General features: G+C 64.2%; 30 protein-coding genes and 1 pseudogene (1 of these 31 cut by a window edge). 17 read left to right on the forward strand and 14 right to left on the reverse strand.

What is annotated here, in order from left to right:
* A pseudogene (locus tag EOA19_RS26480) lies at nucleotides 1-455 on the reverse strand (glutathione S-transferase family protein); it reaches 257 nt to the left of the window's first position.
* Between the two features lie 160 nt (nucleotides 456-615).
* Here EOA19_RS26480 and EOA19_RS26485 point away from each other — a divergent pair.
* On the forward strand, nucleotides 616-1,422 hold the full coding sequence (locus EOA19_RS26485) for an undecaprenyl-diphosphate phosphatase (RefSeq protein WP_027040262.1): 807 nt from the start codon (nucleotides 616-618) through the stop codon (nucleotides 1,420-1,422).
* Between the two features lie 276 nt (nucleotides 1,423-1,698).
* On the opposite strand, the gene EOA19_RS26490 is transcribed toward EOA19_RS26485, so the two are convergent.
* Nucleotides 1,699-2,076, reverse strand: coding sequence for a YraN family protein (locus EOA19_RS26490; RefSeq protein WP_128305282.1), 378 nt, complete (start codon nucleotides 2,074-2,076; stop codon nucleotides 1,699-1,701).
* Complete coding sequence (gene rsmI / locus EOA19_RS26495) at nucleotides 2,069-2,998, reverse strand: 16S rRNA (cytidine(1402)-2'-O)-methyltransferase (RefSeq protein ID WP_128305283.1); 930 nt, start codon at nucleotides 2,996-2,998, stop codon at nucleotides 2,069-2,071. Before rsmI ends, EOA19_RS26490 begins: the two co-directional genes overlap by 8 nt.
* Before the next feature lie 134 nt (nucleotides 2,999-3,132).
* Here rsmI and EOA19_RS26500 point away from each other — a divergent pair, with 134 nt between their 5' ends.
* Nucleotides 3,133-3,324: a hypothetical protein gene (locus EOA19_RS26500; protein ID WP_128305284.1), complete on the forward strand. Its 192-nt coding sequence runs from the start codon at nucleotides 3,133-3,135 to the stop codon at nucleotides 3,322-3,324.
* Nucleotides 3,325-3,397: 73 nt separating this feature from the next.
* Here the strand turns inward: EOA19_RS26500 and EOA19_RS26505 are convergent, their stop codons facing one another.
* From EOA19_RS26505 to rph, 6 genes are all read right to left on the reverse strand, one after another.
* The gene (locus EOA19_RS26505; protein ID WP_023814162.1) at nucleotides 3,398-3,835 is read right to left on the reverse strand and encodes an EamA family transporter; all 438 of its coding nucleotides are present in this window, start codon (nucleotides 3,833-3,835) and stop codon (nucleotides 3,398-3,400) included.
* A 25-nt stretch (nucleotides 3,836-3,860) separates the two neighbouring features.
* On the reverse strand, nucleotides 3,861-4,184 hold the full coding sequence (locus EOA19_RS26510; RefSeq protein WP_023814161.1) for a low molecular weight protein tyrosine phosphatase family protein: 324 nt from the start codon (nucleotides 4,182-4,184) through the stop codon (nucleotides 3,861-3,863).
* A 3-nt stretch (nucleotides 4,185-4,187) separates the two neighbouring features.
* Nucleotides 4,188-5,351 carry a radical SAM family heme chaperone HemW gene (hemW, locus tag EOA19_RS26515; protein ID WP_128305285.1) on the reverse strand — a complete coding sequence of 388 codons (1,164 nt, stop codon included), beginning with the start codon at nucleotides 5,349-5,351 and terminating at the stop codon, nucleotides 4,188-4,190.
* Complete coding sequence (rdgB, locus tag EOA19_RS26520; RefSeq protein WP_128305286.1) at nucleotides 5,348-5,995, reverse strand: RdgB/HAM1 family non-canonical purine NTP pyrophosphatase; 648 nt, start codon at nucleotides 5,993-5,995, stop codon at nucleotides 5,348-5,350. Before rdgB ends, hemW begins: the two co-directional genes overlap by 4 nt.
* Complete coding sequence (locus EOA19_RS26525) at nucleotides 5,995-6,405, reverse strand: VOC family protein (RefSeq protein ID WP_128305287.1); 411 nt, start codon at nucleotides 6,403-6,405, stop codon at nucleotides 5,995-5,997. The genes rdgB and EOA19_RS26525 overlap by 1 nt, the downstream gene beginning before the upstream one ends.
* Nucleotides 6,406-6,587: 182 nt before the next feature.
* A complete protein-coding gene (gene rph / locus EOA19_RS26530) occupies nucleotides 6,588-7,304 on the reverse strand; it encodes a ribonuclease PH (protein WP_013528632.1) in 717 nt (238 codons plus the stop codon).
* 198 nt (nucleotides 7,305-7,502) lie between these two features.
* Between rph and hrcA the strand changes: the two genes are divergently transcribed.
* The 6 genes from hrcA (at nucleotide 7,503) to EOA19_RS26560 (ending at nucleotide 12,902) form a co-directional block, all read left to right on the forward strand.
* Entirely contained in the window at nucleotides 7,503-8,585 is a 1,083-nt protein-coding gene (gene hrcA / locus EOA19_RS26535) for a heat-inducible transcriptional repressor HrcA (protein WP_127261208.1), read from the forward strand.
* A gap of 24 nt (nucleotides 8,586-8,609) precedes the next feature.
* Nucleotides 8,610-8,807 carry a hypothetical protein gene (locus EOA19_RS26540; protein WP_023814156.1) on the forward strand — a complete coding sequence of 66 codons (198 nt, stop codon included), beginning with the start codon at nucleotides 8,610-8,612 and terminating at the stop codon, nucleotides 8,805-8,807.
* 98 nt (nucleotides 8,808-8,905) lie between these two features.
* Entirely contained in the window at nucleotides 8,906-10,258 is a 1,353-nt protein-coding gene (locus EOA19_RS26545; protein ID WP_128305288.1) for a sorbosone dehydrogenase family protein, read from the forward strand.
* A gap of 111 nt (nucleotides 10,259-10,369) precedes the next feature.
* Entirely contained in the window at nucleotides 10,370-10,987 is a 618-nt protein-coding gene (locus tag EOA19_RS26550; RefSeq protein ID WP_128305289.1) for a LysE family translocator, read from the forward strand.
* Nucleotides 10,988-11,164: 177 nt separating this feature from the next.
* Nucleotides 11,165-12,145 carry a cysteine synthase A gene (gene cysK / locus EOA19_RS26555; RefSeq protein WP_128305290.1) on the forward strand — a complete coding sequence of 327 codons (981 nt, stop codon included), beginning with the start codon at nucleotides 11,165-11,167 and terminating at the stop codon, nucleotides 12,143-12,145.
* Nucleotides 12,146-12,275: 130 nt separating this feature from the next.
* Entirely contained in the window at nucleotides 12,276-12,902 is a 627-nt protein-coding gene (locus EOA19_RS26560) for a glutathione S-transferase family protein (RefSeq protein ID WP_128305291.1), read from the forward strand.
* A gap of 3 nt (nucleotides 12,903-12,905) precedes the next feature.
* Here the strand turns inward: EOA19_RS26560 and EOA19_RS26565 are convergent, their stop codons facing one another.
* Both EOA19_RS26565 and EOA19_RS26570 read right to left on the reverse strand, forming a co-directional pair.
* The gene (locus tag EOA19_RS26565; RefSeq protein ID WP_128305317.1) at nucleotides 12,906-14,150 is read right to left on the reverse strand and encodes an RNA polymerase sigma factor; all 1,245 of its coding nucleotides are present in this window, start codon (nucleotides 14,148-14,150) and stop codon (nucleotides 12,906-12,908) included.
* Nucleotides 14,151-14,155: 5 nt separating this feature from the next.
* Nucleotides 14,156-14,524: a YciI family protein gene (locus EOA19_RS26570; RefSeq protein WP_031213674.1), complete on the reverse strand. Its 369-nt coding sequence runs from the start codon at nucleotides 14,522-14,524 to the stop codon at nucleotides 14,156-14,158.
* Nucleotides 14,525-14,784: 260 nt separating this feature from the next.
* On the opposite strand from EOA19_RS26570, the gene EOA19_RS26575 reads away from it, so the two are divergent.
* From EOA19_RS26575 to EOA19_RS26590, 3 genes are all read left to right on the forward strand, one after another.
* Nucleotides 14,785-15,744: a TAXI family TRAP transporter solute-binding subunit gene (locus tag EOA19_RS26575; RefSeq protein WP_127297569.1), complete on the forward strand. Its 960-nt coding sequence runs from the start codon at nucleotides 14,785-14,787 to the stop codon at nucleotides 15,742-15,744.
* A gap of 227 nt (nucleotides 15,745-15,971) precedes the next feature.
* Nucleotides 15,972-18,089, forward strand: coding sequence for a TRAP transporter permease (locus EOA19_RS26585; protein WP_128305292.1), 2,118 nt, complete (start codon nucleotides 15,972-15,974; stop codon nucleotides 18,087-18,089).
* The gene (locus EOA19_RS26590; protein ID WP_128305293.1) at nucleotides 18,086-18,469 is read left to right on the forward strand and encodes a DUF1850 domain-containing protein; all 384 of its coding nucleotides are present in this window, start codon (nucleotides 18,086-18,088) and stop codon (nucleotides 18,467-18,469) included. The genes EOA19_RS26585 and EOA19_RS26590 overlap by 4 nt, the downstream gene beginning before the upstream one ends.
* 153 nt (nucleotides 18,470-18,622) lie before the next feature.
* Here the strand turns inward: EOA19_RS26590 and EOA19_RS26595 are convergent, their stop codons facing one another.
* Both EOA19_RS26595 and EOA19_RS26600 read right to left on the reverse strand, forming a co-directional pair.
* Nucleotides 18,623-19,009, reverse strand: a complete 387-nt coding sequence (locus EOA19_RS26595; RefSeq protein WP_281040490.1) for a DCC1-like thiol-disulfide oxidoreductase family protein — start codon at nucleotides 19,007-19,009, stop codon at nucleotides 18,623-18,625.
* 254 nt (nucleotides 19,010-19,263) lie between these two features.
* Nucleotides 19,264-19,404: a hypothetical protein gene (locus EOA19_RS26600; protein WP_023813501.1), complete on the reverse strand. Its 141-nt coding sequence runs from the start codon at nucleotides 19,402-19,404 to the stop codon at nucleotides 19,264-19,266.
* 150 nt (nucleotides 19,405-19,554) lie between these two features.
* Between EOA19_RS26600 and EOA19_RS35425 the strand changes: the two genes are divergently transcribed.
* The 3 genes from EOA19_RS35425 to ligD all read left to right on the forward strand — a co-directional run bounded on the left by EOA19_RS35425 (nucleotide 19,555) and on the right by ligD (nucleotide 23,178).
* Nucleotides 19,555-19,719, forward strand: a complete 165-nt coding sequence (locus tag EOA19_RS35425; protein ID WP_164893053.1) for a hypothetical protein — start codon at nucleotides 19,555-19,557, stop codon at nucleotides 19,717-19,719.
* A gap of 63 nt (nucleotides 19,720-19,782) precedes the next feature.
* The gene (locus EOA19_RS26605) at nucleotides 19,783-20,652 is read left to right on the forward strand and encodes a Ku protein (protein ID WP_128305295.1); all 870 of its coding nucleotides are present in this window, start codon (nucleotides 19,783-19,785) and stop codon (nucleotides 20,650-20,652) included.
* Between the two features lie 12 nt (nucleotides 20,653-20,664).
* Complete coding sequence (gene ligD / locus EOA19_RS26610) at nucleotides 20,665-23,178, forward strand: DNA ligase D (RefSeq protein WP_128305296.1); 2,514 nt, start codon at nucleotides 20,665-20,667, stop codon at nucleotides 23,176-23,178.
* Between the two features lie 93 nt (nucleotides 23,179-23,271).
* Here ligD and EOA19_RS26615 read toward each other — a convergent pair whose 3' ends face one another.
* Nucleotides 23,272-23,946 carry a winged helix-turn-helix domain-containing protein gene (locus tag EOA19_RS26615; protein WP_128305297.1) on the reverse strand — a complete coding sequence of 225 codons (675 nt, stop codon included), beginning with the start codon at nucleotides 23,944-23,946 and terminating at the stop codon, nucleotides 23,272-23,274.
* Nucleotides 23,947-24,014: 68 nt separating this feature from the next.
* Between EOA19_RS26615 and EOA19_RS26620 the strand changes: the two genes are divergently transcribed.
* The 3 genes from EOA19_RS26620 (at nucleotide 24,015) to EOA19_RS26630 (ending at nucleotide 24,965) form a co-directional block, all read left to right on the forward strand.
* A complete protein-coding gene (locus tag EOA19_RS26620; protein WP_128305298.1) occupies nucleotides 24,015-24,227 on the forward strand; it encodes a DUF1127 domain-containing protein in 213 nt (70 codons plus the stop codon).
* A gap of 64 nt (nucleotides 24,228-24,291) precedes the next feature.
* Complete coding sequence (locus EOA19_RS26625; RefSeq protein WP_127261220.1) at nucleotides 24,292-24,624, forward strand: NIPSNAP family protein; 333 nt, start codon at nucleotides 24,292-24,294, stop codon at nucleotides 24,622-24,624.
* Nucleotides 24,621-24,965: an antibiotic biosynthesis monooxygenase gene (locus EOA19_RS26630; protein ID WP_128305299.1), complete on the forward strand. Its 345-nt coding sequence runs from the start codon at nucleotides 24,621-24,623 to the stop codon at nucleotides 24,963-24,965. The genes EOA19_RS26625 and EOA19_RS26630 overlap by 4 nt, the downstream gene beginning before the upstream one ends.
* Nucleotides 24,966-24,967 lie beyond the last annotated feature (2 nt).

The raw sequence follows: 24,967 nt of genomic DNA on the forward strand, positions 1-24,967 counted from the left end.
GTGTATTTCATGTGCTGGCGGATGTTGGCGCGCGCGGCACGGATCGCGCCCGAATCGGGCGAGCCGCCGCCCGCCGTTTCCGGCATGACCGGCTTCAGCACGCGCTCGCGCACCAGATGGCGGGTGACTTCGCTTTCAGCCTTGTTGAGGTACCAGTCGATCAGCCGGCGGATTTCGGCGCGCTGCATCGGGTCTTCGGCGAACAGCCGCTTGTCGCGCTTCAGCACGCCGCGCGTTTCATCGAGATATTCCGATATGACCGTCGCGCCGACGATCGGCACGTCGCCTTCGGCCAGCAGGATCGGCAGCGTGCCGGCCGGGTTCAGCGCCAGGAACTCCTTGCGCCGGGTCCACGGCTTTTCCTCGATCAAAGCCAGCTCCTCGCCATACTCGCCGAATGCGAGGCGGACGAAGCGACAGGTGGCGAACATGGGATGGTGGAAAAGCGTCAGCATGGTTCCGCGATGATAAAGCGCACTGGCGAATCGCAGGGCGCACCGGTAAGTCTTGGCCGCCCGGTTAGCGGGCCGTCAGGGTGTTGCGACCTATAGGGGGACTTCAACGCCATGACAAGCAAGCCCTTCTGTCAGCCGTCACGCCAATGCCGAGGTAGCCATGGAAAGCCAGACCATCGTCGAAGCCCTGCTGCTCGGCCTGCTGGAGGGGCTGACCGAGTTCATCCCGGTGTCGTCGACCGGCCATATTCTGCTTGCCGGTCATTTCCTCGGCTTCCATTCGACCGGCAAGGCCTTCGAGATCCTGATCCAGCTCGGCGCCATCCTGGCGATCCTCAGCGTCTATTTCCGCCGGCTGTGGAAGATGCTGCTCGACCTGCCGCATGACCGGCTGACGCGGCATTTCGCCATCGGCATCCTGATCGCCTTCCTGCCGGCGGCGATCATCGGCGCGCTGGCGCATGATTTCATCAAGACGGTGCTGTTCGAATCGCCGAGGCTGATCTGCATCATGCTGATCATCGGCGGCGTCGTACTGCTGGCGGTGGACCGCATGAACCTCAAGCCGGTCTACCGCGATGTCGAGCGCTTCCCGACCCGGCTTTACCTGCAGATCGGGCTTTTCCAGTGCCTGTCGCTCATTCCCGGCACATCGCGTTCGGGCTCGACCATCGTCGGCGCCCTGCTTTTGGGCGTCGATAAGCGCGCGGCCGCGGAATTTTCCTTCTTCCTTGCGATCCCGACCATGGTCGGCGCCTTCGCCTTCGACCTGTTCAAGAACCGCAACGTGCTGAGCAGCGCCGACCTGCCGATCATCGCCGTCGGCTTCGTCGCCGCCTTCGTCACGGCGCTCATAGTCGTACGCTTCCTGCTCGATTACGTCTCGCGCAACGGCTACTCGCTGTTCGGCTGGTGGCGGCTGGTGGTCGGCGGTGTCGGACTGGTGGCGCTGATGATCTGGGGGTGAGGAGTGGTCCGCGAAGCGGACCCTACGCTTCGTCATCCACGGGCGGAGCAAGGAGCGTAGCGACGCAGCGCAGACCCGAGGATCCATGCCGTGACGTCGATCGGAGGGTTCGGCGATCGAGAATAGCCATCGCCAAGCTCGCCAAATCCGGCGAAAAGTCTCCCAATTCCTGCACCGTAGAGGCGCTTAGAGGTCGCGGCATGGATCCTCGGGTCTCCGCGACGGAGCTTCGCTCCTGCTCCGCCCGTGGATGACGAATGAAGGAGGAACGCTCCCTCAATTCCTTCCGTAAAACGCGTTCTCGACATGCACCGGCCAGCGCCAGGGCAGCACCGCGACCATGTCGAAGCGCATCGACAATCTGCCGTAGTCCGCTTGGCGTGACAGCCAGATGTCAGCCGCGCCTTCTATGCGACGCTCCGATTCGTGACCGATCGCCTCCATGGCTTCCATCAGGGTGCGGCGCGCCTTGACCTCGACGAACAGCACCAGATCGCCGCGCCGCGCGATCAGGTCGATCTCGCCGAAGCGTGTGCGGTGGCGGCGCGCAAGAATCCTGTAGCCCTTCATCATCAGGGCTGCCGCCGCCAGCCATTCGCCGCGATGACCGCGTCGATAGGCTTTCAGGCGGCTGGAGCTCGGGCGCTCAGCCACTGTCGCTTTCTCCAGAAATCTCCCTGAGTTCTAGCAGCCGCCGATAGAGCGCCTGTTTCTGGCCGCCGGTCATTTTCGCGGCTTCCGCAGCCGCCTTGGAAGCCGGCATCTCGGCGGCGAGCGACAGCAGCAGGCGGTCGATATCGGCGGGCTCGTCCGCCTTGGCCTCGGCCGGGCCGACGCAGACGACGATCTCGCCCTTCGGCGTATCGGCCGCAGCATAGTGGTCGGCCAGCGCCTGCAGCGTGCCGGTTCGCATCTCCTCGAAGGTCTTGGTCAATTCCCTGCCGATAGCCGCCTTTCGCTCGCCGCCCAGCGCTTCGACCATGGCACCGAGGGATTCGGCCAGCCGACGCGGCGATTCGAAGAAGATCAGCGTCGCCGGCACGGCTTTCAGTGCCTCCAGCCGCGTCAACCGCTGCCCGGTCTTCACCGGCAAAAATCCGGCGAACATGAAGGCATCGGAGGGCAGGCCGGATGCGGTCAACGCCGCAAGCGGCGCCGACGGGCCGGGGATCGGCACGACGCGAATGCCGTGGTCGAGCGCCTCGCCGACCAGCCGGTAGCCGGGATCGGATACCAGCGGCGTGCCGGCATCGGAGATCAGCGCCACGCTCTGCCCGGCCTGAAGTGCCGATATCAGCTTCGGCCCGGCCTCGCCGGCATTGTGTTCATGATAGGCCGTGGTGCGGCGGCGAATGCCGTAGCGCTCGAGCAGCACGCGCGACACCCGCGTGTCTTCGCAGGCGACGATGTCGGCCGCGGCCAGCGTCTCCAGCGCGCGCAGCGTGATGTCGGCGAGATTGCCGATCGGCGTCGCCACCAGATAGAGCGCCGGCTCCAATGGCCGTGCCGCGATCTCGGTCTGCCCGACCACATAGCTGCGCTTGCTCGTCTCTGCGGTCACCGATGACTTCTCCATTCAGCCCTGTTTGGCACGGCTGACGCGGGCTTGCAAAAGCTGACGCCGATGTAAGGAATTCGCCTTTCCTTTGCCACAGTGGGGAACCAAACCGGCGTTGGCAGATTAGCCCCCTGATTCCGGAGGAGGACAGGATGGACAGCCTGAAGATACAGGACGCTTTCGAGCCTTACTATGCCGGCCGCAAGCGCGGTGCCGCGCCCACGGCCAAGCGCCCGGCTGCCAAGACCGAGAACAGCCTGACCAAAGAGCGGACCGCGAGCACCTCGCCGACGAAGGGCAGGCATTCCGACAGCAACAAACCAGACAGCACGACGGAGCACTGACCGGACGATGCCCAATCGCTTCGACATCTTCATCACCCGTCTTGAAACAAAGAATGCCCGCAACGGCGCGCAACTAGCCTCGATAGGCGACCAGCACCGCGCCCGCCGCGATAAGGGCGACGCCAAGCCAATTCGCTCCGGACAACCGCTCGCCGAGAAAGGCCGCGCCAAACACCGCCACAAGCACGACGCTTAGCTTGTCGATCGGCGCCACCTGCGCCGCATTGCCGATCTTGAGCGCCCGAAAATAGCAGAGCCATGAGGCGCCGGTCGCCAGACCGGACAGGCCGAGGAAAGCCCAGGTCTTTCCCGAGATTGTAGCCGGCGACTGGAACTGGCCGCTGGCGAGCAGGATGGCACCGAGCACGATCAGGATGATGACCGTGCGGATGAAGGTGGCGAAATCGGAATTGATGTTCTCGATGCCGACTTTGGCGAAGACCGCCGTCAGGGCCGCGAATGCAGCCGAGAGGAGGGCCCAGAATTGCCAGGAGGATACGGTCAGGTTCATGCCGGTGGCCTTTGCGGATGGCGTCTCAACCGAGATACCGTGAAACGCGTGCCTTCAGAAGGCTAATCAACTCAAGATCCATGAATTCATACTCGTCAGGTATATCGAGGCAGATAACACGGGCCTTCCTCAGGCTGGCCTTGAATTTCTTCTGCAGTTTGGTGCGGTGCGCCTTTTCCATGACGAAGATGAGGTCGGCCCACGCCACCAGATAATGCGTCAGCGGCGTGTCGGCATCGTGGTTGGTCCCCGCCGAGGCCACCTCGATATCCCGGCGCGTTGAAAACACCTGTTCGGCGGTCGGGCTGCGCAAGCGGTTCTGGCTGCATACGAAGAGGACGTTCTTCAAGGGTTAGCGCGCCAGGTCCGCCACTACGGCGTCGAGCACGATCATACCGGCCGGCGTGGCGCGCAGGCGCGAATTGCCGATCGGCGCTACCAGCCCCTCTCCCTGCAGCATCGACAGTCGCGCGCTCGACAGGCCGCGTCCGGAGAACGCTTCGTAGCGGGAGAGGTCGATGCCTTCGGCGAGCCGCAGGCCCATCAGCAGGAATTCGTCGGCCTCTTCCGAACGCGTCAGGATTTCGCCGCCGGTGACGCCATGGCCCTTGGCCTCGACCAGATTGGCCCAGGTTTCCGGCATCCGCTCGGCGATCGTCACCGTGCGGCGACCGTTCTCGACGAAGCGGCCATGCGCGCCGGGTCCAACGCCGACATATTCGCCATAGCGCCAATAGGTGAGGTTGTGCCGGCTCTCGGCGCCCGGCCTTGCGTGGTTGGAAATCTCGTAGGCCGGCAAACCATGCGCCGATGTAATCTCCTGCGTCAGCGCATAGAGGTCGGCGGCGTGGTCATTGTCGGGAATGATGAATTTCTTTGCCGCGTGCAGGGCGTGGAAGGGCGTGCCTTCCTCGATGGTCAGCTGATAAAGCGACAGATGGTCGGCGGCATGGCCGATCGCCTGTTCCAGCTCCGATGCCCAAGCGTCCGGGGTCTGGCCGGGGCGGGCATAGATCAGGTCGAAGGATAGCCTTGGGAATATTTCCCGCGCGAGGCCGATGGCGTGCAGCGCTTCCTCGACATTGTGCAGCCGCCCGAGGAAGCGCAAATCCTTGTCATCCAGCGCCTGCACGCCGAGCGACACGCGGTTGACGCCGGCTGCCCGGTAGCCGCGAAAGCGTTCGGCCTCGACCGAGGACGGATTGGCCTCCAGCGTCACCTCGATGCCGTCAGGCACAGTCCAGTTCTTCGCCACGGCGTCCAGAACCCTGGCCACCGTTTCCGGCTTCATCAGCGACGGCGTGCCGCCGCCGAGAAAAATGCTGGTCACCTCGCGCGGCCCGGTGCGTTCGCGCATCGTCGCCAGCTCGGCCTCGAAGGCGCTGGCAAAACGATCCTGGTCGACGGGCTGGTGGCGGACATGGCTGTTGAAGTCGCAATAGGGGCACTTGGCCGCGCAGAACGGCCAGTGGACATAGACGCCGAAACCGGGCGTCCGGTCGAGCAGCATGCTCATGCCGAGCCCAATCTCGCCTTGGCGAACTTCTGGAAGGCGCGAGCGCGATGCGACAGCGCCGTCGGCTGGCCGGGCTTCCAGCCGTGCTTTTCCTCGGCCGTCATCTCACCAAAAGTCTTGTCGAAGCCGTCGGGGAGGAAGACCGGGTCGTAGCCGAAGCCGAGTTCGCCGCGCGGCGGCCAGACCAGCGTGCCTTCGGCCTCGCCGCGATAATATTCCGCCTCGCCGTCTGGAAACGCCAGGCAGATGACGGCGACAAAGCGGCCCTTGCGCTGTTGCGGCAAGGCCGCGCCGACTTCCTGCAACGCCACTTCGGTGCGCTGCATGGCCATGCCGAAATCGCGCGATCCATCCGGGGTTTCGGCCCAGTTGGCGGTGTAGACGCCGGGCGCGCCATCAAGCGCGTCGACACACAGGCCGGAATCGTCCGACAGCGCCGGCAGGCCGGTCGCCTTGGCTGCGGCGAGCGCTTTGATGTAGGCGTTCTCCTCGAAGGTGGTACCGGTCTCGTCCGGTTCCGGCAGGCCATACTCCTTGGCCGACTTGGCTTCGAAGCCGAACGGCCCCATCAGGTCGGCGAATTCGCGCAGCTTGCCGTCATTATGGCTGGCGACGACGATCTTCTTTCCGTCGAGAGAATGCATCAAAGGCCCCAGATTCGTGGCTCGGCGAATTCGATCGAATTGCCCGAGGGGTCGCGTATATAGATCGAACGGCCGCCCTGCGGCCATTCAAATTCGCTTTCGATAGCGATGTTCTTCGCCTCGAGATGCGCTTTCCAGCGCACGATTTCGTCGGCGGTCGTCGCAAAGCAGAGATGGCCTTCGCCGACCGTGCCGTGCGGCGGCACCGGCAGCTTGGCGTCGGACGCCGGCGGGATTTTGGTCGCCTCGGCGTTGAAGACGAGCAGCACGCCCGGCCCGCAGCGGAAGAACAGGTGGCGGCCGGCCACCTTGCCGAGGAGGGGGAGGCCGAGGATGTCGGTGTAGAAGGTTTCCGCTGCGGTCAGGTCGCTGACGTAGAGAGCTGATTCAAGGATGGCAGAGGGCATCACGAGGCACCCCCCTCTGCCCTGCCGGGCATCTCCCCCGCAAGGGGGGAGATTGGCAGCCTCCGCATCGCCGCGCCCTTTGCAACGTTAGAGATTAGCGAAGCCCGAAACGACATCCGATCTCCCCCCTTGCGGGGGAGATGCCCGACAGGGCAGAGGGGGGTGTTCAAGCTCGGCATTTAATCCTAAGCCACTGCCATCTGCTGCAAACTCACCAACCGCTGGATGCCTTTCTTGGCCAGGCCCATCAAGTCCGCGAACTGCTCCTCGGAGAAAGGCTCGCCCTCGGCGGTGCCCTGGATCTCGACGATGCCGCCCTTCCCGGTCATGACGAAATTGGCGTCGGTGCCGGCCGCGGAATCCTCGATATAGTCGAGGTCGATGACCGGCTGACCGTCATGGATGCCGCAGGAGATCGCCGCGACATGGTCCTTCAGCACCTTGGCGACGCTGGCCATCTGGCGCGCTTCCATCCAGCGCAGGCAGTCATACAGCGCCACCCAGCCGCCGGTGATCGATGCGGTGCGGGTGCCGCCATCGGCCTGGATGACGTCGCAGTCGACGGTGATCTGTTGCTCGCCCAGCGCCTGCAGATCGACCACGGCGCGCAGGGAGCGGCCGATCAGCCGCTGGATTTCCAGCGTGCGGCCGCCCTGCTTGCCGGCCGAAGCCTCGCGGCGCATGCGCTCGCCGGTCGAGCGCGGCAGCATGCCGTATTCGGCCGTCACCCAGCCCTTGCCGGAATTGCGCATCCAGCCAGGCACTTTTTCCTCAAGGCTGGCCGTGCACAGGACATGCGTGTCGCCGAACTTCACCAGGCACGAGCCTTCGGCATGCTTGGAGACGCCGCGCTCGAAGGAGATGGCACGCATTTCGTCGAATTGGCGTTTGGAAGGGCGCATTCAGGCTGCTTTCTTGTCATTTTTCGGAATCTTGGCCGGCTTGTAACCGCATGGGACGCGTGGCGCAAAGGAAAATGGCCTGACGATCTGACGCAGACACCTGGTGATCTCACACAGACACCGGGTGATCTCACAAAGACACCGGGTTGCGCGGGTGCAGTGTAAGTCTATATCCTTGGGCCGGAGGTTTTTGGCCGTATGACCAAGGCAGTCGATCCGAGTTCGCAGTCGCCCGCGCTTCAGTCGCTCGATATGCGTTCCCGCGACATCTTCCGGCGCATTGTCGATTCCTACCTCAGGGACGGTGAACCGGTGGGCTCGCGCAGCCTGTCGCGCATCCTGCCGTCCTCGCTGTCGCCGGCGACCATCCGCAACGTGATGAGCGATCTCGAGCATCTCGGCCTGATCTACGCGCCGCACATCTCGGCCGGCCGGTTGCCGACGCAGGCCGGCCTGCGTTTCTTCGTCGATGCCTTCATGGAGCTTGGCGACCTTTCCGACGAGGAGCGCCGCGCCATCGAGGCACAGGTTCGGGCGTCCGGCTCGGGCGCGACGCTGGAACACATGCTGACCGAGGCCAGCCAGATGCTGTCAGGCATGTCGCGCGGCGCCGGCCTGGTGCTGGCCGCCAAGAACGAGGTGGCGCTGAAGCACATCGAATTCATCCAGCTCGAACCGACCAAGGCGCTGGCGGTGCTGGTGTCGCAGAATGGCGACGTCGAAAATCGCGTCGTCGAGCTGCCCGCCGGCATCACCGTCTCGCAACTGCACGAGGCCTCGAATTTCCTCAACGCCCATATACGCGGCCGCACGCTGGCCGAGGCGCGGATCGAGATCGCCCGCATCAAGGAAGAAACCCGCGCCGCACTCGACACGCTGTCGCAGGACCTGGTCGAAAAGGGACTGGCGGTGTGGGCAGGCGCAGACAGCGGCCTGCCGGCGCGGCTGATCGTGCGTGGCCGCGCCAATCTGCTCGAAAACGTCACCGCCCAGGCCGACATCGAACTGCTGCGCCATCTGTTCGAGGACATGGAGACGCAGGACGGGCTTATCCAGCTGCTTGACCTCGCCGAAGAGGGATCGGGCGTGCGCATCTTCATCGGCTCGGAAAACAAGCTGTTTTCGCTGTCAGGCTCGTCGCTGGTTGTCGCGCCCTATCGCGACAAGGATGCCCGCGTCGTGGGCGCGCTCGGCGTCATCGGCCCGACCCGGCTGAACTACGCGCGCATCGTCCCAATGGTCGACTATACGGCGCAGCTGATTTCCCGCATGCTGCGCTGAGCTGATCCAACCGAGGAGACGATGATGGCGCTCGAAGAATTCAAGGCCCGGATCAGCCTGCTGCTGGAAGAGATGGTCAACCAGCCGGAAGACCAGCACGAGATCCAGGAGCAGTTGCGTGAAAAACTGCAGGAAATGCGCGCCATGGGATTGCCGCTGCCGGCTGACCTCGTCGAGTTGGAAAAACGCCTCGACGACGATTTTTACGCCGCCGGGACCTGAGCCGGGAAACCGGAAGCTTCCTCCACCTCATCGTGTGCCGTGGAACGATCGACGAGACCGCTCGTTCCTGTTCTCACGCCCAAACATTGGAGGACCGAATGATGCGTTTTGCCGGCCCCGCACTTTTCGCCGCACTGTTTCTCTCGACCGCTTCGTTCGCGCAGCAGGCGGACGAGCCGGTGCTGAAAGGTGCGGCCGCCTTCGGCGACTGGCGAGCGGACAAGCCGGGCACACGTCGGCTGATCAGACCGGATGATCTGCCTAAGCCCTATGCCAACAGATCGACCTCGAACAGCGCCGGCGTTGCGGACATGCCGGCAGACGCGAAGCTGCAACTGCCGCCGGGATTCTCGGCCGAGCTGGTTGCATCAGGCATCGACAATCCACGCGTCGTGCGCGTCGCGCCGAACGGTGACCTGTTCGTCGCCGACAGCAAAGCAAATCAGGTCCGCATCTATCGCCTGGCGGAAGGCAGCGCGAGCCCTGTGCAGGACGGCATCTTTGCCGGCAATCTCAAACGGCCCTATGGCATTGCCTTCTATCCGCCGGGCGCTGACCCGCAATGGATCTATGTCGCCAACAGCGACAGCATCGTGCGCTTTGCCTACCGCAATGGCGACCTGAAGGCCTCCGGCGATCCGGAAACCATCGTCGGCAACATCCCCGCCAATCATCACTGGACCCGCGACATCGCCTTTTCGCCGGATGGCAAGACGCTTTATCTGTCGGTCGGCTCGGGATCGAATGTCGCCGAGCGCATGGGCAAGGAACCGAAGGGCGGCCTCGACGCCTGGGCGAAGTCGCAGCCGCTCGGCGCCACATGGGGATCCGAGGACGGCCGCGCCGGCGTCCTGGCCTTCGATCCCAATGGCAAGAATGGCCGCATCCTTGCCACCGGCCTGCGCAACTGCTCGGGCATGACCGTGCAGCCGGCGACCGGCGCGCTGTGGTGCGTCGTCAACGAACGGGATGCGCTTGGCGACAATGTGCCGCCCGAATACGCGACCGTGATCAAGGACGGCGCCTTCTATGGCTGGCCGTGGTATTATATCGGCGACAATGAGGATCCGCGCCACAAGGGTGAGCGCCCCGATCTTGCCGGCAAAACGACCGTTCCCGATGTGCTGATGCAGGCGCATTCGGCGCCGCTCAACATCGCCTTCTACGATGGGAAGAGCTTTCCGGCCGAGTACAAGGGCGATGCTTTCGTCGCTCTGCACGGGTCATGGAACCGCGGCAACCGGACCGGCTACAAGGTGGTGCGGTTGCTGTTCAAGGACGGCAAGCCAACCGGCGAGTATGAGGATTTCATCACCGGCTTCGTCGTCTCGAACGGTGAGGTCTGGGGGCGGCCGGTCGGCGTGGCGGTGGACCTGGATGGTGCGCTGATCGTCACCGAGGACGGCAACGGCACCATCTGGCGTGTCACCCATGGCGACGGTCGTTCCTGAGCGCAACTCGCACAGGCGTGGTGCAATCGAATCCGAGTTCCAGGGAATTCACGCCCGCCGGGCTTTGTGCGATAGGATGCCGTGATAGCAGCGTCGCGCAAGGCCGCAACCATGACCCTCACCGGATTCCTCGCCTACAGCGCCGCTCTCGGCATCGCCGCCGCGATTCCTGGTCCCGGCATCACCGCGCTGGTCGCCCGTGCGCTCGGCTCCGGCTTCCGCTCGTCGCTGGCGATGTCTTTTGGCCTGATGGTTGGCGACATCACCTATCTGACCGCTGTGGTGCTCGGCCTCGCCATCGTTGCACAGAGTTTCGGCATGGTTTTCCTGGCCATCAAATGGCTCGGCGTCGCCTATCTCGCCTTCCTCGGCTGGCGCTTCTGGAACAGCGGCATCACGCCCGAGACCGTCGAGGCCAGAAAAGGCAAAAGCGGGTTGCTGTCGAGCTTTGCCGCCGGCCTGACTGTCACGCTCGGCAATCCGAAGACGATGATCTTCTATCTCGCCATCACGCCGACCGTCGTCGACCTGAATACCATTACGCTGGCCGACTACGGCATTCTCGTCGCGCTGACGGTCGTCGTGCTTCTGGTGGTGCTGGTGCCGTATCTGGCGCTGGCCGCCAAGGCGCGCTGGTTCCTGAAGTCGCCGCGCGCGCTCAAGGCGCTGAACCGTACGGCTGCCGGCTTCATGGTCGGTGCCGCTGCAGCGATTGCCGCCCGCCAATAGCGGGCTTTCGGCCAAAGCATTTCGCAAACAGGCCTTTGCGGGAAATGCTTTTCCGAGACGGCACTGTTTTAGACACAGGTCCCACTCGGATATTTTCAATCGACAGTCTATCTTGCGCGGTCGAAGGTCCTATGTTGCCCGCAAATCCACTTGCCTGAAATTCTGGGAGCGAAACCAATGAACAAGCCCGTTACATCAGCCCGCGTGCCCGGCCGCGGCCGCGTCTACGATTCCATCACCGACACGATCGGCGACACGCCGCTGGTGCGGCTCGACAAATTCGCTCGGGAAAAGGGCATCGTCGCCAATCTCATCGCCAAGCTCGAATTCTTCAATCCGATCGCCTCGGTCAAGGACCGCATCGGCGTGGCGATGATCGAGGCCCTGGAGGCGTCGGGCAAGATCTCTCCCGGCAAGACCACGCTGATCGAACCGACGTCTGGCAACACCGGCATCGCGCTTGCCTTCGCCGCTGCCGCCAAGGGCTACAAATTGATCCTGACGATGCCCGAAACGATGTCGATCGAGCGCCGGAAAATGCTGGCGCTGCTCGGCGCGGAGCTGGTGCTGACAGAAGGCCCGAAAGGTATGAAGGGCGCCATCGCCAAGGCCGACGAACTGGCAGCGACGATCCCCAACGCGATCATCCCGCAGCAGTTCGAGAACCCGGCCAATCCGGAAATCCACCGCACGACAACGGCCGAGGAAATCTGGAACGATACGCATGGCGAGGTCGATATCTTCGTCGCCGGCATCGGCACCGGCGGCACCATCACCGGCGTCGGCCAGGTGCTGAAGAAGCGCAAGCCCTCGGTGCATGTCGTCGCCGTCGAGCCGGACTCCTCGCCGGTTCTGTCGGGCGGCCAGCCCGGCCCGCACAAGATCCAGGGCATCGGCGCCGGCTTTGCGCCCAAAATCCTCGACACGACGATCTATGACGAGATCGTCAAAGTGTCGAACGAGGATTCCGTGGCCAATGCCCGCCTCGTCGCCCGCCTCGAAGGCGTGCCGGTCGGCATCTCGTCGGGCGCCGCCTTGCAGGCAGCCATCGTCGTCGGCTCGCGGCCGGAGAACAAGGGCAAGAACCTTGTGGTGATCATCCCGTCCTTCGCCGAGCGCTATCTGTCGACGATCCTGTTCGAAGGGTTGGGATCGTAGTCCGACGCTTCTCCGTGACTGAGCTGGCCCGCTGAAAAAATCCCCGTGGCGTCAGCCACCGGCTTGAGCAGCGCCCTGCTTCCGGTGCATACCGCCCACGGCCCGTCTGCGCGGGCCGGGGGAGGATTTCATGTACAAGCTCTACACCCGTCCTGGCAGCGGCGGCTTCGTCGTCGAGGCGGCGCTGGTGCTGGCGAATGCACCGTTCGAGCAGATCGACGTGCCGAAGACCGACCGGCCCGATCCCGCCTTCCTCGACATCAGTCCGTTGAACCAGGTGCCGGTGCTGACCTTGCCAAACGGAAGCTCGATGACCGAGTCGGCGGCGATCTGCATCCTGCTTGCCGAGCGTCATCCCAATGGCAATTTGGCGCCGGCAGTAGATTCGCCTGCCCGCGCCGATTTCCTGCGCTGGATGGCATTCATGTCGTCGGTGCTCTATTCGGCGGTGCTGCGTTTCTACTACGCATACCGCTACACGGCCGATCCCGAAGGCACCAAGGCGGTCAAGCAGGCGGCCGTGGCCGAGATGGACCGCGGCTTTGCCGTTCTCGATGCCGCGCTCGAGGGCCGTGACTGGCTGGTCGGTGACCGGATGTCGCTGGCCGACATCTATCTGGTCATGCTGGTGGCCTGGCATCCCGACATCGACAGCGCGCGGACGGCATGGCCGAACATCGAACGCCTGTGGGCGCGGCTGCGCGACCATCCGCTGATGAAGACGCTCAACACCTCGCACGAGATGTGGCCGGGCTGAAGCTCAATTTCTGAGCACCGCCCGTTTTCCCTGCAGGAACCGGCGCACCGCCGGGTCTCGCTCGAGGCCGATCGCCCGGTCGTAGGCTTCGCAGGCTTGCGGTACCTGACCAAGCCTGGCCAGGAGACCGGCGCGTGCGGCCCAATAGGGCTGGTACTCGTCAAGCCGCTTGTCGTCGCCCAGCACGTAAAGGGCCGCCAATCCGGCCACTGCGCCCTCGGCCTCGGCGATCGCCACCGCGCGGTTTATCGCCACCACCGGCGATCCTGCGATCGAAAGCAGCGCGTCGTAGAGTTCCTGGATCGCCACCCAGTCGGTGCGGCCGGTGAACCTTCGTGCCGCATGCGCGGACTGCACGGCCGCCTCAAGCTGGTAACGGCCGATGACGCCCTTGGACGCGGCGTGGGAAAGCAGCGCCTCCGCCTCATCGATGAGGGCGCGGTCCCATAGAAGGCAATCCTGTTCCGCCAGCGGCACGAAGTCGCCTTCGGCACTGCGCCGTGCGGCGCGGCGGGACTCAGCAAACAGCATCAGCGACAAGAGGCCCAGTGCCTCCGGCTCCTCCGGCAACAGCGAAGCCACCAGCCGGCCGAGCCAGATGCCTTCGGTCGCCAGGTTGCGGCGCCGCGTTTCGGTGCCCGCCGGATCGGACCAACCTTCGGCGAAGGCGGCGTAGATCGCTTCCAGCACCGCATCCAGCCGTTCCCCGAGTTCGGCCCGCTCCGGCACGCGGAACGGAATGCCGGTTTCACGGATGCGGGACTTGGCCCGCACCAGGCGCTGGCCCATGGCTGCGGGCGAGACCAGGAAGGCGGAGGCGATCGTCGCGGCGTCGAACCCCAGCACCGTCTGCAGGATAAGTGGCGAGCGTACGCTCGATTCGATCGCCGGATGGGCGCAAGCGAACATCAGCCGCAGCCGATCGTCGGGCAGATCTTCCTCGGTCATGCGTGCCTCCGCCTCCTGCGCAATCAGCTTGAGATGCTCGCGGCCGGCCTCGCTGGTGAGCCGCCGCCGCACCGCATCGACGCGGCGGCGCCGCGCCACCGCAAGCAGCCAGGCTTCCGGCTTTTCCGGTACGCCGGTTCGCGGCCAGCGTTCGAGCGCCGCGGCAAAGGCATCGGCCAGCGCGTCCTCGGCGGCGGCCACGTCGCGCGTGCGCGCCGCGAGCCACGCGACAAGCTTGCCGTAGCTTTGCCGGGCGGCCGCCTCGGCGGCCGCCCGGGCGATGTCCGGGCGACTGTCCATCACCGTCATTTCTTGGGCATGTAGTCGGCCATTTCCCAGATCGGCCGCAATTCGACCGTGCCGGTGCTGGCTGCCGGACAGCGTGCCGCCCATTCGATGGCTGTATCGATGTCAGCCGCCTCGATCATGTAGAAGCCGGCAAGCTGCTCCTTGGTGTCGGCATAGGGGCCGTCGATCACGTTGGTCTTGCCGTCAGCGATCCGCACCGAGGTGGTGGCCTGGGTCGGGCGCAGCCTTTCGCCAGCCAGCCACGCACCGGATTTCTTCAACGCTTCGGTATAGGCGCCATAGGCCGCGCTCATCTGCTGGGCCTTCTCGATCGGCGTGTTCGCCAATGCGGCTTCGTCGCTATTGATCAAAATCATGTATCGCATGGTCTTCTCCCGTTTTGCGAAGGCCGCGTCCTTGCGAGGCCGGACGTATGTCGCGCGGCAGTGGCCGATTTCGACAGGCTGCTCAAAAAACTTTCGGCCCCGATGGCTTTTTGTGCAAGCGGCCATCTGTTTCCTGATCCCTCAACCGTTCGTCTAACGAGCGCAATTGCGGGTTGGCATTTGCGGCTCGCTGTCTAAACTCGCCCCGGTTCGCATCTAGGAGGCGGTGCGGTCGTCGATATTTTCAGGGAGGAGATCCGATGTTCAATTTCAAAACGAAATTCGTTGCAGCCGGCGCCGTGGCGCTCTCGCTTGGCCTGGGCACCATCTCAGCCAGGGCGCAGGAATTCATCAATGTGCTGACCGGCGGCACATCCGGCGTCTATTATCCGCTCGGCGTGGCGCTGTCGGAAATCTACGGCAAGGGCATCGAAGGCGCCCGCACCCAGGTACAGGCGACAAAGGCTTCGGTCGAAAACCTCAATCTGTTGCAGCAAGGCAAGGGCGAGATCGCCTTTGCGCTGGGCGATTCCGTCAAGCTGGCCGCCGAAGGCAATGCCGAGGCCGGTTTCCCCGGCAAGCTCGATAAATTGCGCGGCATCGCCGCCATCTATCCCAATTATATCCAGATCGTCGCCAGCCAGGAATCCGGCATCAAGACGCTGGCCGACCTCAAGGGCAAGAGCCTGTCGGTCGGCGCGCCTGCGTCCGGCACCGAGCTCAACGCCCGCGCCATCTTCGCCGCCGCCGGGCTGAAATATGAGGATCTCGGCCGGGTCGAGTATCTGCCCTTCGCCGAATCGGTCGAGCTGATCAAGAACCGGCAGCTCGACGCCACGCTGCAATCGGCCGGGCTCGGCGTCGCCTCGATCCGCGACCTCGCCACCTCGGTGCCGATCAATGTCGTGGCGGTGCCGGCCGAGGATGTCGCCAAAATCGGCTCGCCCTATCTTTCGGTGGTCATTCCCAAGGGCACCTATGAGGGCCAGAGCGAGGATGTCGCGACCGCCGCCGTCGGCAATTTCCTCATCACCCGCGCCGATGTCTCCGACGAGACCGCCTACCAGTTGACCAAGCTGATATTCGACCATCTCGACCAGCTTGCCGCGGCGCATGCCGCTGCCAAGGCGATCGACCCGGCCAAGGCGCTCGACGGCATGCCGGTGCCGCTGCACCCCGGTGCCGAGCGTTATTACAAGGAGAAGGGGCTGTTGAAGTAAGACGCGTGGCAACCTGACATGTCTTCGCCAGGCGCCCCCCTCTGCCCTGCCGGGCATCTCCCCCTCAAGGGGGGAGATTGGACGTCACCACACCCTTCGCCAATCGCTAACGTTGCAGGACGTGCGCAGACACCAACGCTGCTGATCTCCTCCCTTGAGGGGGAGATGCCCGGCAGGGCAGAGGGGGGCGCCACGCACTACACTTCGCTCCTTTTGGAGACCGTCGGATGAGCGAAGCAACGTCTGGAACAATACCCGACGGCAAATCCGCCACCTTCCATCTTCCTGTCGTCGAAGAGCAGGTCGAAGGCCTGCCGCCAGGCTTCGGCGACGGCATCGCCGGCAAGGCCGCCTTTCTCATCGCCGTCGCCTTTTCCGTGTTCCAGATTTATGTCGCCGCCTATGGCAGCATTCCGAGCCAGGTGGTGCGGGCCATGCATGTCGGCTTCCTGCTGCTGCTTGGCTTTGGCCTGATTGCCAATCTGCGCGCCAAGAGCCTGCCGGCGAAAGCCGCGTTCTGGACGCTCGGGGCGCTCGGCTTCGGCACCGGCCTGTACAATTGGGTGTTCTACACCGACCTCATCCGGCGCTCCGGCTTCCTGACCACGCCCGATCTGATCGTCGGCGCGGTGCTGGTGGTGCTTGTCTTCGAAGCCGCGCGGCGGCTGATGGGCCTGCCGCTGGCGGTCATCGCCTTCATCTTCCTCGCCTATTGCTTCGTCGGCAACCATTTGCCGCCGCCGCTCATCCATCGCGGCTATGATTTCGCCCAGCTCGTCGACACCTTCGCCTACGGCACCGAAGGCATCTACGGCACGCCGATCTATGTCTCGGCCGCCTACATCTTCATCTTCGTCGTCTTTGCCGCCTTCCTCGAACGTGCCGGCATGATCGCGCTGTTCAACGATTTCGCGCTCGGCCTTGTCGGCACATGGCGCGGCGGCCCGGCGCAGGTCTGCGTGCTGTCGTCGGCGCTGATGGGCACCATTTCCGGCTCGGGCGTCGCCAATGTGGTGGCCAGCGGCCAGTTCACCATCCCGCTGATGAAGCGCTTCGGCTTCCGCTCGGCCTTTGCCGGCGCCGTCGAGGCGACCTCCTCGATGGGCGGCCAGATCATGCCGCCGGTGATGGGCGCGGTCGCCTTCATCATGGCCGAGACGCTGAACGTGCCTTATGCCGAAGTGGTCAAGGCGGCGATCATCCCGGCGCTGCTCTATTTCGGCGCCTGCTTCTGGCAGGTGCATCTGGAAGCCGGCAAGGCCGGCCTGCACGGCATGGCCAAGGCCGAGCTGCCCAACCCGTGGGACGCGGTGCGGCAACACTGGCCGCTGGTGCTGCCGCTGGCAGCGCTGATCTATCTGCTGTTGGCCGGCTACACGCCGATCTTCGCCGGCACGATGGGCCTGGCGCTGACCATCGTGCTCATCCTCGGCACGCCGCTGGCGGCGGCGATCGGACCGCTCGCCTTCCGCATCGTCTTCTGGATCGCGCTCGGGCTTGCCGCCGCTTCGTTCATGAAGTTCGGCGTCAACCTCCTCGGCCTGGTGATCGCCGCACTGGTCGTCGCCTGCTTCACGTTCAAGGGCGGCCGCGAGACGTTGCAAATCTGCGTCGACTCGCTTGCCGAAGGCGCCAAGAACGCGCTGCCGGTCGGCATTGCCTGCGCCATCGTCGGCATCGTCATCGGCACGCTGACGCTCACCGGCATCGCCTCGACCTTCATCGGCTGGATCATCTCGATCGGCCAGGACAATCTGTTCCTGTCGCTGGTGTTGACCATGGTCACCTGCCTGGTGCTCGGCATGGGCATCCCGACCATCCCCAACTACATCATCACCTCGTCGCTGGCCGGGCCGGCGCTGCTGGAACTCGGCGTGCCGCTGCTGGTCAGCCACATGTTCGTGTTCTATTTCGGCATCATGGCCGATCTGACGCCGCCGGTGGCACTGGCCGCGTTTGCCGCCGCACCGATGGCTAGGGAAAGCGGCCTCAAGATCGGCATCCAGGCGACCAAGCTCGCCATTGCCGGCTTCGTCGTGCCGTTCATGGCGGTCTATACGCCGGCGCTGATGCTGCAGGACGCCGGGCCAATCGCCGCCCAGTTCGGCTATCCCGTCGAGGTCGCATACATCGTCGCCAAGGCGTGCATGGGCATCGTGTTGTGGGGTGCCGCCGCCGTCGGCTTTCTCGCCCGCCGCATGGCGTTGTGGGAACGGCTCATCGCCTTCGCGGCCGGCGTGCTTCTGGTCGCTGCGGTGCCGCTCACCGACGAGGCCGGCTGGGTGCTGGCGCTGGCCTGGATCGGCTGGCACTATTTTCGCTCACGGCAGGCCGCCAAAGCATGAGCCTGTGCATCGTGGCCGCCGGCAAGACGGTGACGCTCTCCGTTGCCGCCTTCACGCTGTCCTGGACGCATTCGGTGGAACGGACGCGGTGGGAGGAGGACTGGAAGATCACGCCTTCCGGCCTGCAGGTGGTCGAAGCCCGGATCGAGGGTTCGGGTGCCGGCATGGAGCCCCCGGAAGGCGCGGTGCTGCGCGACGGCTGGTGGATCTATGCGCCTGATGTCGGCCCGCAGCGGCGCGTCGTGCTGGCCGCCTCCGGCGCGACCGGTGACGGGTGGACGCTGTGCACGGCTCAGGGCTGCAGGGAGCTCGGCAAGACTGCAGGCAGACCGATCGTGCTTGAGCCATGCGGGCCGGATGGCACCGGCCAACCACGATAACGCGTGATCGGCCTTCTGAGCAGATGAGAAATCTCGCCGGGAACGTGGAAGCGGCTACCCTCGGCAGCTTCGAACGAATGGACGATGCGGGCGCCAGAAGCGTCAACGTCGACGATGAGACGCTTCAAGCGCTGCTCCCCATAGCCACGTTTTCTAGCCAAGGAACCGTTCCCGCAGCTCGGGTGCGGGGATCTCGCAGCTGTCCTTCTTGCCGAACAGGGCGTAGCGGTTCTTGGCGATGCGATCGTAGAGCCAACCACGCAGCGGGCGCGGCAGCAGCAGCAGTGTTTTTGCCGCCCGCCAGGGCCAGCCGAGTTCCGCCATGACGGCGACGAAGCTGTCAAGCCGCGTGAAGGCGACGCCGTCGATCAGGACGAGATTGGTTTCGTAAGAGTCCGTGCGCAGTCCATGCTTCCGGAACAGCGTTTCACCGAAGGGCGACTGCGCGGTGGCGAAGCGGAAACGGCCTTGGCGGTCGAGCCTGACCACCATGCGCACGAAGCCAGAGCAGAGCACGCAGACGCCATCGAAAACGATCAATGGATAGCGTGCGTCGAGAGTTGTTCCAGAGGGACGGTTTGACTTGGGTCGACTGGGTTGGGAATGGTCGGTCAAGCTGGCCTCGGCTGCTCGTGTCCTACGACACTAAGCCGGCCAGCGTCGGTATCAAAGCCCTGGCGTTGTCGCACGGCGCCTGTCGGCGAGAGCGGGACGCTCGGCGCGATAGGTGGTGGCGCGGGTAGAGGCGGCGGGCCTGCAGATCCGGCTGTCGTGGCGATTTTCGAAAGCCATGATCAGTGCGCGCCCAGCGAGTTGCCGCGACGGGCGCAGGCCGGGCCGGGGCCGCGCATGTAATAGCGCTCGGGCCGATAAGTCGGCGCGATGAATTCGCGGATTGCGGCGGCATAGCCGATGAGGTGCGCGAGGAAGTTCATTACCCTGGTCCCTGTCCCGATTTTCGGATGTCCCTTCCGAATTGCGGTCATCATAGCGTCGAGGCGTGAATAGTCGGTGAACGTGATGTTAATATCTGGTCGAAAATGCCTCGCTTCGTGGCTGGAATGCGGCTGATTCGGGGTCTTTCGGTGCAGTTGGTCGGCATTCCGGTCAATGTGACTTTTGCATCACATATGTTTCGTTTGAATGTCGCCCGTGCGCGGTTCTGTTTCAACTTTTGCCGCGCTCGCGAAATTTCCGTGCTGGCGGCCAGAACGCCACGGGTGGCCCTCGGCATCCAGATCGGCGCGTGAGCGCGGAACTGGAGCGCGGTCTGTCCGTTCTCACCTTCATCTCGTTCTGGAAGGGAAGAGCTCATGGCGCCGCGTCCGGCCTGGAAGGGCTATCTGAAGCTATCGCTGGTCACCTGTGCCGTCGAACTGACCAATGTCGTCACCCACACGGAGCGGGTCTCGTTTCGCATTCTCAACCGCAAGACCGGCAACACGGTGAAGCGGCTCTATGTCGATGCCGAAACCGGCAAGCCGCTGGAGGAGGATGAGGAGGTCAAGGGCTATGAACTCGACGATGGCGATTTCATCCATATCGAGGAGGACGAGATCGAGGCGGTACAGATCGAATCCTCGCACACGATGGCGCTGGACGGTTTCGTCGACAAAGCTTCGATCCAGCAGATCTATCTCGATACGCCCTATTATGTCGCCCCGGCCGACAAGGTGTCGGAAGAGGCGTTCGCCGTCATCCGGGATGCGATGGCGGGCAAGAAGATGGCCGGGTTGGCGCGTATCGTGCTCTACCGACGCGAACGGCCGGTGGTTATCGAGCCGCTCGGCAAAGGGATGGTGCTGACGACCTTGCGCTACGACAACACGGTGCGCCAACCGGAAACTGTGTTCGGCGACATCGAGTCCGTGAAGACCGATCAGGAGATGACCGACCTCGCCGAGTTGATCATCGACAAGAAGAAGACGAAGTTCGACCCCTCGAAATTCGACGACAAATACGAGGAGGCGCTGCTGGAGCTGATCCGCGCCAAGAAGGCCGGCCACAGGGCGCCGAAGGCCAAAGCGGCGCCCAAACCTTCCAATGTCGTCAATCTGTTCGACGCGCTGAAGAAGAGCCTGTCGGACTCCGGGTCATCGAAAAAGCCTTCGTCGGCGAAAGCCAAGCCGGCGGCCAAACGTGCCAAGCCGAAAGGCAGCGCGCCCAAACGCAAATCGGCCTGAGGAACCCAACGGATGGCCAGCCTCGAACAATATCATTCCAAGCGCGATTTCAAGAAGACCGCCGAACCGGCCGGCAAGGTTGCCCTGGCCAAGAAGGGCGAGGCCGGCGGCATCTTCGTCATCCACAAGCATGCCGCGACGCGGCTGCATTACGACCTGCGGCTTGAGCATGACGGCGTGCTGTGGAGCTGGGCGGTGACGCGCGGCCCGAGCCTCGACCCGCATGAGAAGCGGCTCGCCGTGCATGTCGAGGACCACCCGATCGACTATGCGCCGTTCGAGGGCACCATTCCCAAGGGCGAATATGGCGGCGGTTCGGTCATCGTTTGGGACGAGGGCACCTGGACCCCCGAGATCGACCCGGCCAAGGCGATGAAGAAGGGCCATATCAGCTTTGAGCTTGAGGGCCACAAGCTGCATGGGGCATGGCATCTGGTGCGGCTGAAGCCGCGTGCGGGTGAAAAACGCGACAACTGGCTGCTGATCAAGTCGGACGATGCCGCAGCGCGTCCTGGCGAGGATATTCTCAAGGAGGCGCCAGAATCGGTGAAGTCCGGCCTGACCATCGAGGAGGTCGGCGAGGGCAAGTCCGCAAAGGGTGAGAAGCCGAAAGTATGGCATTCCAACAAGCCGGCCGCCGGCAAAGCGAAACCCGGCAAACGCCTCGACTTCATCGAGCCGCAGCTGGCCACGCTGGAGCGCGATGCACCGCCGGGCAAGGACTGGCTGCATGAGGTGAAGTTCGACGGCTATCGCATGCAGGCGCAGATAGCCGGCACCGATGTGCGGCTGCTGACCCGGACCGGCCTCGACTGGACGAAGAAATTCGGCAACGAGATCGTGGCGGAGCTGGCCGGGCTGAAGTGCAGCGACGCCATCATCGATGGCGAGGTGGTCGTGCTCGCCGACAGCGGCGTTTCCTCCTTCGCGCTGCTGCAGCAGGACCTATCGGCGAAGCGGACGCATCGGTTCATCTATTACGTGTTCGACCTGATGCGCCTCGACGGAAGGGATTTGCGCCGCGAGCCGCTGGTCGAGCGCAAGCAGGCCTTGCAGGAGCTGCTCGGCGAACAGTCCGACAATCCCGCGGTCCGCTTCAGCGACCATTTCGCCGAACCTGGCAAGATCATGCTGGAGCATGCCTGCCGCATGGGCCTGGAAGGCGTCGTCTCCAAGCGTGCCGATGCACCCTACCGCAGCGGCCGCGGCCCGACCTGGGTCAAATCGAAATGCACGGCGCGGCAGGAATTCGTGATCGGCGGCTACCTGCCGTCCGACAAGACCGGGCGCGGACTGCGCTCGATCCTCGTCGGCTTCCACGAGGGCGGCAAGCTGCATTATGCCGGCCGCGTCGGCACCGGTTTTTCGGGCAAGGGCGCCAATGAGCTGAAGGCAAAACTCGATGCATTGACGGCAAAAACATCGCCCTTCTCCACCGCCGTGCCGAAGGGAAAGGGCCTGGTCTGGGTCAAGCCCGAGCTTGTCGGCGAAGTGGAGTTTCGCAGCTGGACCTCGGACCGTATAATACGCCACGCCTCGTTCCAGGGATTGCGCGAGGACAAGGCGGCGGAGGAAGTCGTGCAGGAAAAGCCTAAAGCGTCGACAGGCAAGCCATCGACAGGCGAGAGCACGGCCAAGCCGGCACCGGGTGGCAAAGCCGCTAGATCGATGACGACCACGGTAAAACTCTCGCATCCCGACAAGCTGCTGTGGCCGGACGAAAACATCTCCAAGCGGGGCCTGCTGGACCATTACGCGCAGGTTTGGCCGCGCATGGAACAGTTTGTCGTCAACCGGCCGCTCAGCTTGGTGCGGGCGCCGGACGGTGTCGGCGGCCAGCGTTTCTTCCAGAAACATGCCTCGGCCGGCATGAGCGACAAGATCGCCCGCATGAAGGACCCTAGTGACGGCGAGGAGATCCTGTACATCCGGGATTTCGATGGTGTTGCCGCACTGGTCCAGTATGGCGTGGTCGAGATCCACATTTGGGGGTGCACGATCGATGAGATCGAAAAGCCCGACCAGATCATCTTCGATCTCGATCCCGATGAAGGTGTCGACGTGAAGGCGGTCCGCGAGGCGGCACTTGATATCAGGGGCAAGCTCGACGAGCTGTCGCTGCCGAACTTCGTCAAGACGTCGGGCGGCAAGGGCTTTCACGTCATGGTGCCGCTGAGACCAGCGGCGGATTGGGAGGAGGTCAAAACCTTCGCCCATGATTTCGCCAGGGCGCTGGAGCAGGGTGCCCCCGACCGCTACACGGCGACGCTGTCGAAAAAAGCGCGCACCGGAAAGATCTTCGTCGACTATCTGCGCAACGGCAGGGGCTCGACGACGGTCGCGCCCTATTCGTCACGCGCCAAGAAGGGCGCCACCGTGTCGATGCCGGTGACCTGGGCCGAGATCGAGGCCGGGCTGGCGCCGAACGCTTTCCCGATCGGCGACAAGACGACGCTGAAGCAGCTGGCGAAAGCCGATCCGTGGGCGGATTTTTTCGGGCGGGGGAAGGTGTTGAAGCGGGGGTGATCCTCGTGATTTCGTCATCCTAGGGCGAAGCAAGGAGCGAAGCGACGCGGCGCAGACCCTAGGATGACGAAGGTGTGGGCGAGCCCACCACCATCAGCTCAAAAACGCCCTCTCAAACGCCTGCTTGCCCGGCGGCGAGAAGATCACCGCGCGGCTGTCCTTCTCGCGGCGCGCCCATTTCTCGGCAAGGATCTTGTCGAGGATGGCGGCGCCCAGCGTGCCGGCGAGGTGTGAGCGCCGCACGCTCCAGTCGAGGCAAGCGCGGCACACCGGCCGTCGCGGCTTGGTGTAGACGTCGATGCCTATCGCAGCGAAATGCGAAGCCGCCGATGGCCCGAGCCTGATCTCCTGCTCGTCGCGGACCAGTACGTTCTTGGCGACGAGCCGATCGAGCATCGCCACCGCCTGCTCGCCGGCGAGGTGATCGTAGCAGACGCGCGCCACGCGCATGGCGCCATCGCGCGGACCCGGGCGCACACGCTTTGGACCGACGGCTTCCGCGACGCCTGTGATGGCTTCGATCATGCCCGCCACCTGCGGTCCGGCGAGGCCGTAATAGCGATGCCGGCCTTGGCTCGCCACCGTGAGCAGCCCACCTTCCATCAGTTTGCCCAGGTGCGAGCTGGCGGTCGGCAGCGAAACGCCGGCCTCGAGCGCCAGTTCGCTCGCCGTCAGCGCCGTGCCGCCCATCAGGGCATTCAGCATGTTTGCCCGTGCCGGGTCGCCGACCAGGCTGGCGATGCGGGCGATGTCGGGGCCTTCTCGCATAGTTCGTTCCTCATCGAAGCATCCCTGTCAGATAACCACTATTCTCCGGTGAGATCAAGGAGACGACGATGACCGCACGAACCGCTTTCCCCTCGGCGCTCCCCAGCCGACAATCGTTCCCGTTCGTCACCTGGTTGCGTTCGCGGCTGCTGGCCCGCTGGTATGACCGTCATCTGCAGCGCCTCGACCTTGCCGAGATCGACGATCATCAGCTGCGCGATCTTGGCCTTACACGGCAAGACGTGCGCCGCGAATGCGCGAAATCCTTCTGGCAGCCCTAGCAGGCCGGGCGGCAGGACGTTTCGATGCGGCTCGAACTATTGACGCAATCCCGAGGAGACCACAATGACCATCACTTGCTTCATCCGCTATGAGATCGACCCGTTCGGCAAGGCGGCCTTCGAGGAGTACGCCCGCAACTGGGGCCAGGCCATTCCACGCTGCGGCGCCGATTTGATCGGTTATTACGCGCCTCATGAAGGCTCGGCGACAACGGCCTATGCCGCCTACAACATCGACAGCCTGGCGGCCTATGAGGCCTACCGCGCGCGACTTGCCGCCGATCCCGCCGGCAAGGCAAACTACGAGTTTGCCAAGCGTGAAAGATTCATCCTCAAGGAGGACCGCATGTTCCTGAAGCACGTCTCGGGCCCGCACGCGAAACTGGTGCTGCCGTGATTGCCGTCATCTTCGAGGTCGAGCCGGCGGCGGGCAGGCGCGATGCATATCTGAGCATCGCCGCCGATCTGCGGCCGCTGCTCGACGGCATCGACGGCTTTCTGTCGATCGAGCGCTTCCAGAGCCTGGCCGATCCGAACCGCGTCCTGTCGCTGTCGTTCTGGCGCGACGAGGAAGCGGTCAAGGCCTGGCGCAGCACCGAAGAACACCGGCAGGCGCAGCAGGCCGGTCGTGGCGGCATCTTTGCCGGCTACCGACTGCGCATCGCCCATGTGGTGAGGGATTATGGGCTGACGGAGAGGGATGAGGCGCCAGCGGATAGCCGGGCGGTGAATGGGTGACT

The sequence above is a fragment of the Mesorhizobium sp. M7A.F.Ca.US.010.02.1.1 genome, from assembly GCF_004023085.1.
In the GTDB taxonomy this organism is placed as follows: Bacteria; Pseudomonadota; Alphaproteobacteria; order Rhizobiales; family Rhizobiaceae; genus Mesorhizobium.

Excerpts from the sequence above, each read along its gene's own strand:
- EOA19_RS26485 (WP_027040262.1), top strand. The coding sequence starts at position 616 with ATGGAAAGCCAGACCATCGTCGAAGCCCTGCTGCTCGGCCTGCTGGAG.
- rsmI (WP_128305283.1), bottom strand. The coding sequence starts at position 2,998 with ATGGAGAAGTCATCGGTGACCGCAGAGACGAGCAAGCGCAGCTATGTG.
- EOA19_RS26500 (WP_128305284.1), top strand. The coding sequence starts at position 3,133 with ATGGACAGCCTGAAGATACAGGACGCTTTCGAGCCTTACTATGCCGGC.
- EOA19_RS26505 (WP_023814162.1), bottom strand. The coding sequence starts at position 3,835 with ATGAACCTGACCGTATCCTCCTGGCAATTCTGGGCCCTCCTCTCGGCT.
- hemW (WP_128305285.1), bottom strand. The coding sequence starts at position 5,351 with ATGAGCATGCTGCTCGACCGGACGCCCGGTTTCGGCGTCTATGTCCAC.
- rdgB (WP_128305286.1), bottom strand. The coding sequence starts at position 5,995 with ATGCATTCTCTCGACGGAAAGAAGATCGTCGTCGCCAGCCATAATGAC.
- rph (WP_013528632.1), bottom strand. The coding sequence starts at position 7,304 with ATGCGCCCTTCCAAACGCCAATTCGACGAAATGCGTGCCATCTCCTTC.
- hrcA (WP_127261208.1), top strand. The coding sequence starts at position 7,503 with ATGACCAAGGCAGTCGATCCGAGTTCGCAGTCGCCCGCGCTTCAGTCG.
- EOA19_RS26540 (WP_023814156.1), top strand. The coding sequence starts at position 8,610 with ATGGCGCTCGAAGAATTCAAGGCCCGGATCAGCCTGCTGCTGGAAGAG.
- EOA19_RS26545 (WP_128305288.1), top strand. The coding sequence starts at position 8,906 with ATGATGCGTTTTGCCGGCCCCGCACTTTTCGCCGCACTGTTTCTCTCG.
- EOA19_RS26550 (WP_128305289.1), top strand. The coding sequence starts at position 10,370 with ATGACCCTCACCGGATTCCTCGCCTACAGCGCCGCTCTCGGCATCGCC.
- cysK (WP_128305290.1), top strand. The coding sequence starts at position 11,165 with ATGAACAAGCCCGTTACATCAGCCCGCGTGCCCGGCCGCGGCCGCGTC.
- EOA19_RS26560 (WP_128305291.1), top strand. The coding sequence starts at position 12,276 with ATGTACAAGCTCTACACCCGTCCTGGCAGCGGCGGCTTCGTCGTCGAG.
- EOA19_RS26565 (WP_128305317.1), bottom strand. The coding sequence starts at position 14,150 with ATGGACAGTCGCCCGGACATCGCCCGGGCGGCCGCCGAGGCGGCCGCC.
- EOA19_RS26570 (WP_031213674.1), bottom strand. The coding sequence starts at position 14,524 with ATGCGATACATGATTTTGATCAATAGCGACGAAGCCGCATTGGCGAAC.
- EOA19_RS26575 (WP_127297569.1), top strand. The coding sequence starts at position 14,785 with ATGTTCAATTTCAAAACGAAATTCGTTGCAGCCGGCGCCGTGGCGCTC.
- EOA19_RS26585 (WP_128305292.1), top strand. The coding sequence starts at position 15,972 with ATGAGCGAAGCAACGTCTGGAACAATACCCGACGGCAAATCCGCCACC.
- EOA19_RS26590 (WP_128305293.1), top strand. The coding sequence starts at position 18,086 with ATGAGCCTGTGCATCGTGGCCGCCGGCAAGACGGTGACGCTCTCCGTT.
- EOA19_RS26600 (WP_023813501.1), bottom strand. The coding sequence starts at position 19,404 with ATGAACTTCCTCGCGCACCTCATCGGCTATGCCGCCGCAATCCGCGAA.
- EOA19_RS26605 (WP_128305295.1), top strand. The coding sequence starts at position 19,783 with ATGGCGCCGCGTCCGGCCTGGAAGGGCTATCTGAAGCTATCGCTGGTC.
- ligD (WP_128305296.1), top strand. The coding sequence starts at position 20,665 with ATGGCCAGCCTCGAACAATATCATTCCAAGCGCGATTTCAAGAAGACC.
- EOA19_RS26615 (WP_128305297.1), bottom strand. The coding sequence starts at position 23,946 with ATGCGAGAAGGCCCCGACATCGCCCGCATCGCCAGCCTGGTCGGCGAC.
- EOA19_RS26620 (WP_128305298.1), top strand. The coding sequence starts at position 24,015 with ATGACCGCACGAACCGCTTTCCCCTCGGCGCTCCCCAGCCGACAATCG.
- EOA19_RS26625 (WP_127261220.1), top strand. The coding sequence starts at position 24,292 with ATGACCATCACTTGCTTCATCCGCTATGAGATCGACCCGTTCGGCAAG.